The following is a 12,897-nucleotide window of genomic DNA, read 5'->3' as shown; positions in this document are numbered from 1 at the left end:
CCGCCCCTACCGGCCCACCCCTGCGATCCCGTCGAGCACGAGCGCCGTCGCCACATCCGCGTAGTCTTCGCGCGTGACTGCCCCGCCGTCGCGGAACCACATGTAGACCCAGTTCATCATGCCAAACAGCGACATGGTCACCGGCATCAGCAAGGGCGCTTCCAGCTCTGGCCGCACCGCCCGCAACACCTCCGAGAACCGCCGCACGATGCGCCGCTCGATGGCGTGGATCTCGTCCTTCTGGCCTGGCGGCAGGGTCGGTGTGCCGTTCAGCTGGACCTTGTGGAAATTGTCGGCATCCCGGTACGTTTCCAGCACCGCGCCAACCAGCGCCCTGAGCCGCGCGCGGGGCGGCAGGGTTGCATCATCGGCAGTGCTCACCGCCTCGTCCAGTTCGGACAGATGCGTGCGGATGATACCGAAGATCAGCGCGTCCTTGCCCGGATAATAATGGTACAGCAGCGCTTTCGAGACCCCTGCCTGCCCGGCGATCTGCGCCATCGAGGCCTTGTCCATGCCCTGCTCGGCCAGCACCGCCGCGGCGCTGGTCAGGATCGCGCGTTGCTTGTCCTCAAAGTCGAGGGCGCGGGTACGGGCCATGGTCCGGCTCCTTGGTGGTGGGCAGAGGGGCGGTGGCGGAGGGAGGGGGCTAGCCCCCCTCTGGCCGTTCCGGCCATTCACCCCCCAGCGTATTTTCAGCAAGATGAAAGCGTTAGGGTTTGGGGCGATTGTCGACCACGCGCTTGGCCTTGCCATCCGAGCGCGGGGCCCCGCCGGGGTTGTGCACGGTGATCTTTGTCGAGACACCCACCACCGATTTGATGTGATGCGCCAGTTCTTTGGCCGAGGCGGCGCGCGCCTCTGCCCCAGCGCTGCTGTCGGTCGCTTCGCAATGCACGACCATCGCGTCCATGCGGTCGGCGCGGACCAGTTCGATCTGGAAATGCGGGGCGAGGCCGGCGCATTTCAGGATCTGTTCCTCGATCTGCGTCGGGAACACGTTGACCCCGCGCAGGATGATCATGTCATCCGAGCGCCCGGTGATCTTTTCCATCCGCCGCATCGAGCGCGCGGTGCCCGGCAGCAGCCGTGTCAGGTCGCGGGTGCGGTAGCGGATGATCGGCAGACCTTCCTTGGTCAGGGTGGTGAAGACCAGCTCGCCCATCTCCCCATCCGCCACCGGCTCGCCGGTTTCGGGGTTGATGATCTCGGGGTAGAAGTGGTCTTCCCAGATGTGCAGCCCGTCCTTGGTCTCGACGCATTCATTGGCGACGCCCGGCCCCATGACCTCGGAAAGGCCGTAGATATCGACGGCGTGCATATCAAACGCCTCTTCGATCTCGCGGCGCATGGCGTTGGTCCAAGGTTCAGCCCCGAAGATGCCGACGGCGAGCGAGCTTTCGCGCGGGTCCAGCCCCTGACGGCGGAATTCATCGAGGATCGACAGCATGTAGCTGGGCGTGACCATGATCACGCGCGGCTTGAAGTCCTGGATCAATGTCACCTGCCGCTCGGTCATCCCGCCCGAGATCGGCACCACGGTGCAGCCCAGTTTCTCGGCGCCGTAATGTGCGCCCAGGCCGCCGGTAAACAGCCCATAGCCATAGGCGACATGCAGGATGTCCCCGGCCCGGCCGCCCGAGGCGCGGATGGAGCGGGCGGCGAGCCCGGCCCAGGTGTCGATGTCCTTGGCGGTATAGCCCACAACGGTGGGTTTGCCGGTGGTGCCCGACGAGGCATGGATCCGGGCGATTTTCTCCCGCGGGACGGCGAACATGCCGAACGGGTAGGTATCGCGCAGGTCGGTCTTCACCGTGAAGGGGAATTTCGCCAGATCCGAAAGGGCCTTCAGATCATCCGGGTGCACGCCCTTCTCATCGAAGCGCTTGCGGTAGAACGGCGAGTTTTCATAGGCATGGGTGAGCGTCCATTTCAGCCGCTCAAGCTGCAAGGCCGATATCTCATCGCGCGAGGCGGTTTCGATCGGCTCCAGATCACCGGGGCGGGGCGAGAGGTCTTCCATGGCTCACTCCTTGGACATGTCGGGCAGATGGGTGCCCTTGACGGTACGCGAATGGCCACGGAACTCGGCGACCGGCTGGCCGGACTGGTTCGTGACCTGAATGTCGTAGATGCCGCTGCGCCCCTGTTTCCAGATCTTGCGGGCCGAGGCGGTCAGCACATCGCCCTCGAAACCCGGGGCCAGAAAGGTGATCTGCGCCATCTGCGCGACGGTGCGCTGGTTGTAGGTATTGCAGGCAAAGGCGAAGGCGCTGTCAGCCAGCGTGAAGATAAACCCGCCGTGGCAGGTCTTCAGCCCGTTGGTCATGTCGCGCATCACCTTCATGGTGATCACCGCCTGACCGGGGGCGACGCTTTGCAGCACCATGCCCAGCCCGTTGGTGGCCTCGTCCTGCGCCCACATGGAATCGGCGCAGGCCTGCGCAAGCTCTTGCGGGGTCAGGGTCATTTGCCGGTGAACTCCGCCGGGCGCTTGTCGAGGAAGGCGCCGACGCCCTCGGCGTAATCGGCGCTTTCGCCGCAGGCTTTCATCAGCTCGGCCTCCAGCTCAAGATGCGCGTCCAGCGTGTTGGTCGCAGCGGCCTGAAGGGCGCGTTTGGTCTGCGCGAAGCCAAAGGTCGGGCCGGATGCGAAGCGTCTGGCCAGCGCGCGCGCCTCGGTCATCAGCGCGTCATCGGGCAGGCATTGCCAGATCAGGCCCCAGTCGGCGGCCTGTTGCGCGGGCAGGCTTTGCGCGGTCAGGGCCAACCCCATCGCGCGCTGCGCGCCCAGCAGCCGGGTCAGGTGCCAGCTGCCGCCGGTGTCGGGGATCAGCCCAACCTTCGAGAAAGACTGGATGAACCTGGCGCTTTGCGCGGCCAGCGTCAGGTCGCAGTTCAGCGCCAGAGACGAGCCCGCGCCCGCCGCCACGCCGTTCACCGCGCAGATCACCGGCATTTCCAGCGCCTTGATCTGGCGCACCAAGGGGGCCCAGAGGCGGCGCACGGTATCGCCCAGATCGGGCGGGCCGTCCATTTTGCGCGGGTCGCGGTCGCCCAGATCCTGCCCGGCGCAAAAGCCCCGGCCAGCACCGGTCAAGAGCACGCAGCGCGCCTCGGACGGCGCACGGTTCAGCGCGGCGCGCAGGGCAAGGTGCATGCTTTCGGTAAAGGAATTCAGCCGCTCGGGCCGGTTGAGCGTGACTTCAAGCACGCCGTCGGAAAGGCTCACCGCAATGGTGTCCGAATCGCTCATGGAATCCTCCCTTGACGGCGGGGCCGCTGGCGAAAAGCTTACATAGACCGACCGTTCAGTCAATGAATTATGCGCGGCGTCGCGGCTGGTTTTACCGGTCCGCCCGTGGCAATCAGGCGGGATGAGTGAGCAAAGCAAAACCCTGTTGATCACGGGCGCGAACGGGCGGGTCGGGCGGCTGTTGCAGGCAGCGGATCTGGCGTCGGTGGCCTGGTCCGGGCGCGGTGCGCGGCAGGAACTGACGTGGTCGCCGCTGGACGGAACCGCTGCGCTGCTCGACTGGTGCGCGGCCAACGGGCGACCGCGCGCGCTGGTCATGCTGGCGGGGGTGACACCGGGACCGGACGCGCGGCTGGACGACAATGTTGCCCTCGGCATCGCGACGCTGAAAGGCGCGCGCCATGCGGGGATCGGGCGGGTGCTGCTGGCGTCGTCGTCGGCAGTCTATGGATCCGGGAGGGCCACGCCGTGGGATGAGGACGACACCTGCGCGCCCACCAACGACTATGGCCGCGCAAAACTGGCGATGGAGCAGGCCTGTACCGGGCCTGACGTGACCCATCTGCGCATCGGCAATGTCGCCGGGGCCGATGCGCTGCTGACCAACGAGCGCCGACCGTTGGTGCTGGACCAGTTCGCCGATGGCAGCGGCCCTGTGCGCAGCTACATCGGCCCGCAGACGCTGGGCCGGGTGCTGTTGGCGCTGGCGCTGGCCCCTGCCCTGCCGCCGGTGCTGAACATCGGCACGCCCGAGCCGGTGGATATGGCCGATCTGGCGGCAGCGGCGGGCCTGCCGGTCGCGCGCCAGCCTGCGCCTCCCCAAGCGATTGCGCGCCTCACGCTGGCCACGGGGCGGCTTGAATCCCTTGTCCGGCTGCAACATACCGACAGCACAGCGCCCGCGATGATCGCCGAGTGGCGCGCCTGCAAGGACCCCGCATGAACCCCGCCAAACGCGCTTTCGATATCTGGACCGCCGCCATGATCACGCCCTTTGTCGTGCCCATGGTGATCGTGATTGCGCTGGTGATCCTGATCACGGATGGTCGCCCGGTCTTTTACGGCGGCGAGCGGATGACCACGCCGACGCGCGGTTTCCGGCTGTGGAAGTTCCGCACGATGACGGTGGATGCAGGGGACCGGGGCGTCTCGGGCGGGGACAAGGCGCGGCGCATCACCCCGGTCGGGGCATGGCTGCGCCGCCGCCGGTTTGATGAGCTGCCGCAGCTGTGGAACCTGTGGATCGGGGATATGTCGGTGGTCGGCCCGCGCCCGCCCCTGCGCGAATACGTCGAGCGGTTTCCCGAGGTATATGACGAGGTGCTGAAAAGCCGTCCGGGCCTGACCGGGCTTGCCACGATCTATTACTCAAGGCACGAACAGCACCTGCTGGCGCGGGCCAGAACGCCCGAGGAAACCGACGCGATTTACGCGACCAACTGCGTGCCGCGCAAAGCCCGCATCGACCTGATGTATCAAAAGAACTGGACGTTCTGCTTTGACCTCAACGTGGTGCGAAAGACGCTGTTCCCGTCGGCGCGCTAAGAGAAAGGGGCCGTCCGGCCCCCGTTTCAGTCTTCGTTGATGTCGTGGTCGATCTTCTTCAACTGCCCGCTGCGCACACCCAGAAGCGCGCGCATCGCCAGCCACGCAATGACCGAGATCACCGCAAACACCAGCAGCGCGTTGATCAGCGACACCGACAGCCAGCCCATGCCGGGCAGGCCCAGCGCGATCAGCGCGCCGGTGGCCACGGCACCGACCGCGAAGCCGGCAAACAGGAAGCCGGGCACCAGTACCTCAAGAATCGCCAGCGCCAGACCGGCAGCGATCCAGACCCACCAGAGCGATTCCAGCATCAGAACTTCCCTTTCAGCATCTTGAAGGCATCGCCAAAGGAATCCATCAGCGCGGCGGGCAGGATCACGGTTTGCTTGCCCTGACCCTCGGCGACCTTCTTCATAGCCTCAACCTGCGCCAGCGCGATCTGATATTGCGCGGCTTCCAGCCCGTTCTTGGCAATCGCCTCGGCGATCACCCCGGTCGCATAAGCCTCGGCATCGGCGGTGACGCGCTTGGCCTTGGCTTCCTGCTCGGCGGCGTAAAGCTGGCCATCGGCGGCCAGCTCGACCGCGCGGCGCTTGCCCTCGGCCTCGGTCACGGCGGCGCGGCGGGCGCGCTCGGCGTTCAGCTGTTGCAGCATGGCGGCGCGGGTGGCCTCGTCCAGATTGACGTCCAGCAATTCGGCGCGGGTCACCACGATGCCCCAGTCGTCAACCACATCGGCAATCGCCGCGCCGATCTTCTGCGTCAGGCGGGCGCGGTTCGACTGAACCTCGTCCAGCTCCATCGTGCCGATTTCCGAGCGCACGATGCCGGCTACCGTGGTCAGGATCGCCGCGTCCACGTCGCGGATGCGATAGACGGTCTTTTCCGGCTCCATGATGCGGTAAAACACCGAGGTTTCGACCTGCACCAGCACGTTGTCGGTGGTGATCGCGTCTTGCCGTTGGTTGGGCAGCTGACGCTCAAGGATCGAGACCTTATGCGCAACGGTGTCCACGAAGGGCACGATCAGGTTGATGCCGGGGCCAAGCACGGCGCGCAGGCGGCCAAAGCGTTCCACGACGTATTTCTGCGACTGGGGAACGATGCGGACGCCCAGAAAAATCGAAATGATAATGAAGAGCGCGAGCAAGAGCAGCACAATGCTACCGCCGCCAATGAAATCGAGGGGCATGAAAGGCTCCGGGGTCAAGGGCTGTGGGATCGGAACGTCGCCAGGTTTCACATCACGGCCAAAATTGATCTTAACGGGCGCAGTATGGGCGCTGCAGGGGCAAAGGGGAAGAGGCGGCGCTTGCAGGTTTGGCCGCGCCCCTATAGGGAACGGTGCAAATCCCCGTTATTTTTGGAGTGACCGTCATGGCCTCGTATCAGTATGTCTATCACATGGATGGTGTGTCCAAGACCTATCCCGGCGGCAAAAAGTGCTTTGAGGACATCAACCTGAACTTCCTGCCCGGTGTGAAAATCGGTGTCGTCGGCGTCAACGGCTCGGGTAAATCGACCCTGCTGAAGATCATGGCCGGCATGGATACCGACTTCAAAGGCGAAGCCTGGGCCGCCAAGGGCGCCAAGGTCGGCTATCTGGCGCAGGAGCCGTATCTGGACCCGGCGCTGGACGTGAAGGGCAACGTGATGCTGGGCGTCGCCAAGCAGCAGGCCATTCTGGACCGCTACAACGAACTGGCGATGAACTACTCGGACGAGACCGCCGACGAGATGGCGACGCTGCAGGACGAGATTGACGCGCAGAACCTGTGGGAGCTGGAAGCGACCGTCGGCGTCGCCATGGACGCGCTGCGCTGCCCGCCGGATGACGCGGATGTCGAGTCGCTCTCGGGTGGGGAACGCCGCCGGGTGGCGCTGTGCAAGCTGCTGCTGGAAGCGCCGGACATGCTGCTGCTCGATGAGCCGACCAACCACCTGGACGCGGAATCCATCGCCTGGCTGCAGAAACACCTGATCGCCTATAAAGGCACGATCCTGATCGTCACCCACGACCGCTACTTCCTCGATGACATCACGTCGTGGATCCTGGAATTGGATCGCGGGCGCGGCATTCCCTATGAGGGCAACTATTCCGCGTGGCTGGCCCAGAAGGCCAAGCGCATGCAGCAGGAAGCCCGCGAGGACAAATCCAAGCAAAAAGCGCTGGAAAAGGAACTCGAGTGGATCCGCTCGGGTGCCAAGGCCCGTCAGGCCAAGGGCAAGGCCCGTATCGCGCGCTACAACGACATGGCCGGTCAGACCGTGCTGGAACGCGCCACCAACGCGCAGATCATCATCCCCAACGGCGAGCGTCTGGGCAACAAGGTGATCGAGGTCGTCGGCCTGAAAAAACACATGGGCGACAAGCTGCTGATCGAGGATCTCAGCTTCACCGTGCCGCCGGGGGCCATCGTTGGGGTGATCGGCCCGAACGGTGCCGGGAAATCGACGCTGTTTCGCATGATCACCGGGGGCGAAGCGCCCGACGAGGGCACGATCGAGCTGGGCAACACGGTGCAGCTGTCCTATGTCGACCAGTCGCGCGATGCGCTCGATCCGGCCAAGACGGTCTGGGAAGAGGTGTCGGGCGGGTCCGAGATCATCCAGCTGGGCGACATGCAGATGAACAGCCGGGTCTATACCGGCGCGTTCAACTTCAAGGGCACCGACCAGCAGAAGAAAGTCGGCCTGCTGTCGGGTGGTGAGCGCAACCGCGTGCACATGGCCAAGCTCTTGCGCTCGGGCGGCAACGTGCTGCTGCTCGATGAACCGACCAACGATCTGGACGTCGAGACGCTGCAGGCGCTGGAATCGGCCATCGACGAATTCGCCGGCTGCGCGATCATCATCTCGCACGACCGTTTCTTCCTGGACCGTCTGTGCACGCATATTCTGGCGTTCGAGGGCGACGCGCATGTCGAGTGGTTCGAGGGCAACTTCGAAGACTACGAGCAAGACAAGATCCGCCGCCTTGGCCCCGACGCGCTGGAACCCAAGCGCGCCAAGTACAAGCGCTTCTCGCGCTGAGCGGAGCTGACGGCTTGACGGCCCCGCGGGTGTGATCCCGCGGGGCCGTTTTGCGTTTGGCGGTCCGGGTAGGGTGCGCTTCAGCGCACCGTATCGCGGAACGGCAGGCGCAGTCGGTGCGCTGAAGCGCACCCTACCCCGCCTTCACCGGCAATCAGCCAGTCAGGCGGCACCATGCCGCGCCGCAGGTCGCGGTGCAGCGAAGACAGCGGCCAATCCACCGCCCGCGCAACCAGCCCATGCGCGACCGGATCGCCCCAGCAGTAGCGCAGGTGTTGCTCGTAATCGGCCTCATCCCTGATGTGGTGTTCCCAGAACCGCCGCTGCCAGATCGCCTTTTCACGCCGCACCGCGTGGCTGGCGCGCTGCGCGCCAACCGCCAGCCCGCGCGAAAAGCGCGCCTTGATCGCCGCCCAGCGCAGGCTGTAATCGCCGTCCCCCGGCGGCAAGGTCCACAACGCATGCAGATGGTCGGGCAGCACGACAAACGCATCAATGCCAAAGGGCCGCTGGTTGCGCGTCTGCACGACTGCCGCGCGCAGGCGATCCACCTCTCGCAGCAGCAGGTCGCCCCCTTGTTGCGCCAAGGAGACGGTGAAAAAGACACGGGCGCCGGTGGCGAAAGGGCGATGATAGCGTGACATCACGCTACCGTTTCAGCGCGCCATGAACAAAGCGTTACCGGGTCAAAAGATATTTCCACGACGCCGCCGAATCCCTCTTCCGGCAACGCACGGCAGGCTCTATGCCTATCGAGTTATTCCCTCGTTCCAAAAGGTTATCCCATGTCCCTGCGCATGATGCGTATTGCCACCGCGGCTGCCGTTCTTTCTTTGTTTGCAGCGCCTGTGTTTGCCGAAGACATCGTCTTCACCCTCAACAATGCCACCACGACCGACGTGATGGAATTCTACGCGTCGCCGACCTCGGCCGACGATTGGGAAGACGACATTCTGGGCGCCGACATCCTTGGTGCCGGTCAGTCGGCTGAGGTCACCATTCAGGGCGACCGTGGCTGCGACTACGATCTGCGCGCGGTTTTCGCGGACGAGACGGAAGTGACCGACTCGCTCAACCTGTGCGAGACGAGCGACTACACCATCGTCGACGAATAAGTCGGTCGCGTCTGACTTTCGACGCCGCGCAGCCCCTGCGCGGCGTTTTGCGTTTCGGCGCAAGGCTTGTGCTGCGCCCCCTCGCCCCCCATCTTCTACTGTGAAGAGGAGGCTCATCATGCCCTATACCATCGACCGTCTGTTCCCCGGCGCCGCCATGCCCGACATCGACGCCCGCACCCGCTCGGCCCTGCAAACCAAAGGGTTTGGCGTGCTGACCGAGATCGACGTCAAGCAGACGATGAAAACCAAGATGGACAAGGACATGTCGGGCTACCGCATTCTGGGGGCTTGCAGCCCCGGCATGGCCTGGGCTGCCATCGGGCTTGAACCCAAGGTCGGCGCGATGCTGCCCTGCAACGTGATCCTGCGCGAGGTCGAGGGCGGGGTCGAGATTTCGGCGATTGACCCGGTGGCGTCGATGTCGGCGATCGAAAACCCCGAGCTGCACGCGGTCGCCGGCAAGGTGCGCGACATGCTGGCCGAGGCGATCGCGGCGATCTGAGCATGGCAAAAACGTATACGCTTTCATGGGTTCGCCTGCAGTACAGGCACAGATTTACGCGAGATAGCTGAAAACCGTATACGAATCGTTGACAGGCCTCCCTGTGCCGCCCTAGCGTGCAGCACAGGGAGGACGCCATGCAGGACCAGGACAACACCCAGTCGCAGACACTCAGGGCCGTGCTTGGCCTGCGCGGGCTGATTATCGACGGTTTGCTGGCCCCCGGCGCGCGGGTGGCCGAGCCGATGATCGTCGAGCGTTTCGGCGTCTCGCGCACCCCCGCCCGCGCCGCGCTGGCGCAACTGGCGGAAGAGGGACTGCTGGAGCGCCGCGAAACCTCGGGCTTTGCGGTCAAGGCCTATAGCGCGCAGGACATTTTTCAGGCCATCGAGATCCGCGGCACGCTGGAAGGCCTTGCCGCCCGCTATGCCGCCGAGGGCACGGTGCCCAAGGCGCTGCTGATGCGGATGCGCGCCTGCGTCGCCGAACTGGACGATGTGGTCGGCAACCTGTCGGCGGATGTGGACCAAAGCGATTACGTCCGCCTGAACGACGAATTTCACCGCCTGTTGATCGAGGCGTCGGGCAGCGACATGGTCGCGCGCTCGCTCGACCGGATCAAGGCGCTGCCCTTTGCCGCACCCAACGCCTTTGTGCAATCGCTGGCGCTGGATCATGCCTCGGTCAAGAAGGTGCTGATCATGGCGCAAGAGCAGCACCGCGCGATTGTCGAGGCGATTGCGCAAGGCCATGGCGCGCGCGCGCAATCGCTGGCGCATGAGCACTCCTTCTGCGCCGCGCGCTACCTCGAACTGCTGCAAGCCCGCGATCACGCGATCCCTTGGGTGGCTGCGGGCACCGACGGCTAAGGCCGCACCAAACCTGATCTGACAACAAGGAGGCGGTCATGACTGACCTGCAGACCCTTCGGCGCACGCCCGAAGGCTATTTCACCACGCGCTGGGGGCAGCCCGAATACACCGACTGGCAGGACGAAAGCCTGTCGTGGAAAGAGGGCTGTTACATCGGTGACTGGTCGTTCCTGTGGGAGCGCCGGTTCCGGGGGCCGGATGTGTTGAAGCTGTTCTCGGACGTGTCGGTGAACAATTTCGACAACTTCGCCATCGACCAGTCCAAGCACGTGATCCACACCGAGGAGTCCGGCAAGATCATCGCCGAGGGCGTGTTGACCCGGCTCAGCGACGATGAGGTCATGCTGTTCGGGCGCGGCACCTTCTGGGTGGACCACAAGCTGCGGCATGGATCGTACAACGTGCAATCGCAGGCCGACGACTGGTTCAATTTTCAGGTTCAGGGGCCGGACGCGATCCATGTCGTGGAAAAGGCCAGCGGCCAGTCGCTGCGCGACGTGAAGTTCATGCACAACGGCCATATCACCATCGCCGGCTGCAAGGTGCTGGCGTTGCGCCAAGGCATGGCGGGCGAGTTGGGGTTCGAACTGCAAGGCGACATCAACCGCAGCGCCGAGGTGTACGCGGCGATTCTCGAGGCCGGGCGTGACGTCGGCATCCGGCGGCTGGGCGGGCGCACCGCGTTCATCAACCATCTTGAGGCGTGTTTTCCCACCATCGTCACCGACTATCTGCCGGCGATTTTCGAGCCGTCGATGCAGGCCTATCTGGATGAATTCCGCGCGGCCCTGCCTGCCTTTGCCTCGACCTTCAACGTTGCGGGCAGCTTTGAAGGCGGCCGGATTTCCGACTGGTATCGCAGCCCGGTCGAGCTGGGCTGGGCCAATCGCATCCATCTGGGTCACGACTTTATCGGGCGGGACGCGCTGGCCGAAGAAAAGGCCAACCCGCGCCGGGTGATCCGCACGCTGGTGTGGAATCCCGAGGATGTGTCGACGGTCTATACCTCGTTGTTCCAAAAGGAAGGCCTGCCCTACGACTGGATGGAAATGCCCCGGGATCAGCGCGGGTTCATGTATTGCGACCGGGTGATGAAGGACGGGCGGGACATCGGCGCGACCACCTCGCGCGGGTATTCGTATTCCTTCCGCGAAATGCTGTCGCTGGCCACCATCGATGTCGCCGAGGCCGAGATCGGCAGCGCGGTCAGCGTGCTGTGGGGAGCGCCCGGCAGACCCCAGATCGCCATCCGCGCAACCATCGCGCAGGCCCCTTTCAAGCAAGACAACCGGCGCGCTTCCTACTGAACCAGAGCGGCAAGATATGTGTTGACAAAACAACTCGATCCGCCATGCTGAAATCGTCAACGGTCAGCGACCGCAGACATTGGGAGGACTTCATGAACACACCATCAAAGCGGCTTCTGGCCGCGCCGATCCTGCTTGCCCTGATGGCAGGCAGCGCACCGGCAGATACCATCCGGGTCGGTGTCATCGCCCCGCTTTCCGGCCCCTTCGCGATCTGGGGTCAACAGTTCCAGCAAGCCATCGAGGTCTTTCAGGCCCAGAACGGCACCGAGGTCGGCGATCACACGATCGAGTTCCTGTACCGGGACTCGGGCGGGCCGAACCCCGATCAGTCGCGGGCGATGGCGCAGGAATTGCTGATCCGCGAGCAGGTCGACTATATCGGCGGGCTGGTGTTTACGCCCAACGCGCTGGCCGTGGCCGAGCTGCTGACGCAGTCGGAAACGCCCGGCGTGATCTTCAACGCCGCGACGTCGATCATCACCCAGCAGTCCGAATACTTCGTGCGCACCGGCTTCACGCTGTGGCAGGTGACGGTGCCGATGGCCGACTGGGCACTTGAGCAGGGGATCACCACGGCGGTTACGGCTGTGACCGATTATGGCCCCGGCATCGACGCCGAGAACGCCTTCCGTTCGGCCTTTGAGGCCGGTGGCGGGACTGTGTTGGACCAGATCCGCATGCCGATCTCGACCACCGATTTCGCACCCTTCATGCAGCGCGTTCGCGATCAGTCGCCGCAGGCCGTTTTCGGTTTCCTGCCCGCCGGTCCGCCCACCTACGCCTTCACCCGTTCGTATAACGAGAACAACCTGCAGGCCGCCGGGATCACGTTCCTTGGGACGGGCGAGACGGACGAAACCACGCTCGACGCGCTGGGCGATCAGGCGCTGGGGCTGCACACCGCCTATCACTACTCGGCTGCGCATGACTCCGAGATGAACCACGCGTTCACCACGATGCTGGCCGAGATGTATCCTGACAGCGTGGCGAACCTGGCCTCGGTCGGGGCCTATGACGGCGCTGCGCTGATCTACCACATGGTCGAAATGGCGGGCAGCGATGGCCCGGCAGCGATCGAAGCGGCCCGTGGCTATGCCTGGGAAAGCCCGCGCGGGCCGGTGTCGATTGACCCCGTTACCCGCCACATCACCCAGAACGTCTATATCCGCGAAGTTGACCACGACGAGAACGGTCGCCTGATCAACCGCGAGATTGCCACGATCGAGGCTGTGCCGGATCTCGGCCTGAGCCAGTAACGC

15 protein-coding genes are annotated in these 12,897 nt (G+C 64.6%); 8 read left to right on the top strand and 7 right to left on the bottom strand.

Annotated elements, in window-relative coordinates; all coding sequences use genetic code 11:
• Positions 1-6 precede the first annotated feature (6 nt).
• The 4 genes from OKW52_RS08965 to paaG all read right to left on the bottom strand — a co-directional run bounded on the left by OKW52_RS08965 (position 7) and on the right by paaG (position 3,255).
• Positions 7-600 (bottom strand): TetR family transcriptional regulator, encoded by a 594-nt coding sequence (locus OKW52_RS08965; protein ID WP_264505393.1) that lies wholly within the window; start codon positions 598-600, stop codon positions 7-9.
• A 112-nt stretch (positions 601-712) separates the two neighbouring features.
• A complete protein-coding gene (paaK, locus tag OKW52_RS08960; RefSeq protein WP_264505392.1) occupies positions 713-2,023 on the bottom strand; it encodes a phenylacetate--CoA ligase PaaK in 1,311 nt (436 codons plus the stop codon).
• 3 nt (positions 2,024-2,026) lie between these two features.
• Entirely contained in the window at positions 2,027-2,470 is a 444-nt protein-coding gene (gene paaI, locus OKW52_RS08955) for a hydroxyphenylacetyl-CoA thioesterase PaaI (protein ID WP_264505391.1), read from the bottom strand.
• Entirely contained in the window at positions 2,467-3,255 is a 789-nt protein-coding gene (paaG, locus tag OKW52_RS08950) for a 2-(1,2-epoxy-1,2-dihydrophenyl)acetyl-CoA isomerase PaaG (protein WP_264505390.1), read from the bottom strand. The genes paaI and paaG overlap by 4 nt, the downstream gene beginning before the upstream one ends.
• Positions 3,256-3,376: 121 nt before the next feature.
• Here paaG and OKW52_RS08945 point away from each other — a divergent pair, with 121 nt between their 5' ends.
• Together OKW52_RS08945 and OKW52_RS08940 are read left to right on the top strand one after the other, a co-directional pair.
• Complete coding sequence (locus tag OKW52_RS08945) at positions 3,377-4,198, top strand: NAD-dependent epimerase/dehydratase family protein (protein ID WP_264505389.1); 822 nt, start codon at positions 3,377-3,379, stop codon at positions 4,196-4,198.
• A complete protein-coding gene (locus tag OKW52_RS08940) occupies positions 4,195-4,800 on the top strand; it encodes a sugar transferase (RefSeq protein ID WP_264505388.1) in 606 nt (201 codons plus the stop codon). The genes OKW52_RS08945 and OKW52_RS08940 overlap by 4 nt, the downstream gene beginning before the upstream one ends.
• Positions 4,801-4,826: 26 nt before the next feature.
• Here OKW52_RS08940 and OKW52_RS08935 read toward each other — a convergent pair whose 3' ends face one another.
• Entirely contained in the window at positions 4,827-5,114 is a 288-nt protein-coding gene (locus OKW52_RS08935) for an NfeD family protein (protein ID WP_127104601.1), read from the bottom strand.
• The gene (locus OKW52_RS08930; protein ID WP_127104602.1) at positions 5,114-5,995 is read right to left on the bottom strand and encodes an SPFH domain-containing protein; all 882 of its coding nucleotides are present in this window, start codon (positions 5,993-5,995) and stop codon (positions 5,114-5,116) included. Before OKW52_RS08930 ends, OKW52_RS08935 begins: the two co-directional genes overlap by 1 nt.
• 185 nt (positions 5,996-6,180) lie before the next feature.
• Here OKW52_RS08930 and ettA point away from each other — a divergent pair, with 185 nt between their 5' ends.
• Positions 6,181-7,836 carry an energy-dependent translational throttle protein EttA gene (ettA, locus tag OKW52_RS08925; RefSeq protein WP_264505387.1) on the top strand — a complete coding sequence of 552 codons (1,656 nt, stop codon included), beginning with the start codon at positions 6,181-6,183 and terminating at the stop codon, positions 7,834-7,836.
• Between the two features lie 80 nt (positions 7,837-7,916).
• Here the strand turns inward: ettA and OKW52_RS08920 are convergent, their stop codons facing one another.
• Positions 7,917-8,480, bottom strand: coding sequence for an REP-associated tyrosine transposase (locus OKW52_RS08920; RefSeq protein WP_264505386.1), 564 nt, complete (start codon positions 8,478-8,480; stop codon positions 7,917-7,919).
• A gap of 141 nt (positions 8,481-8,621) precedes the next feature.
• On the opposite strand from OKW52_RS08920, the gene OKW52_RS08915 reads away from it, so the two are divergent.
• The 5 genes from OKW52_RS08915 (at position 8,622) to OKW52_RS08895 (ending at position 12,894) form a co-directional block, all read left to right on the top strand.
• Positions 8,622-8,951 (top strand): hypothetical protein, encoded by a 330-nt coding sequence (locus OKW52_RS08915; RefSeq protein WP_264505385.1) that lies wholly within the window; start codon positions 8,622-8,624, stop codon positions 8,949-8,951.
• 118 nt (positions 8,952-9,069) lie between these two features.
• The gene (locus OKW52_RS08910; protein WP_264505384.1) at positions 9,070-9,456 is read left to right on the top strand and encodes a DUF302 domain-containing protein; all 387 of its coding nucleotides are present in this window, start codon (positions 9,070-9,072) and stop codon (positions 9,454-9,456) included.
• A gap of 137 nt (positions 9,457-9,593) precedes the next feature.
• Positions 9,594-10,325, top strand: coding sequence for a GntR family transcriptional regulator (locus OKW52_RS08905; RefSeq protein ID WP_264505383.1), 732 nt, complete (start codon positions 9,594-9,596; stop codon positions 10,323-10,325).
• A 38-nt stretch (positions 10,326-10,363) separates the two neighbouring features.
• The gene (locus tag OKW52_RS08900) at positions 10,364-11,635 is read left to right on the top strand and encodes an aminomethyl transferase family protein (protein ID WP_264505382.1); all 1,272 of its coding nucleotides are present in this window, start codon (positions 10,364-10,366) and stop codon (positions 11,633-11,635) included.
• Between the two features lie 92 nt (positions 11,636-11,727).
• Complete coding sequence (locus OKW52_RS08895; RefSeq protein ID WP_264505381.1) at positions 11,728-12,894, top strand: ABC transporter substrate-binding protein; 1,167 nt, start codon at positions 11,728-11,730, stop codon at positions 12,892-12,894.
• Positions 12,895-12,897: the final 3 nt, after the last annotated feature.

Source organism: Pararhodobacter zhoushanensis (assembly GCF_025949695.1).
Lineage (GTDB): Bacteria > Pseudomonadota > Alphaproteobacteria > Rhodobacterales > Rhodobacteraceae > Pararhodobacter > Pararhodobacter zhoushanensis_A.
This window is presented reverse-complemented; position numbering and strand designations above follow the sequence as displayed.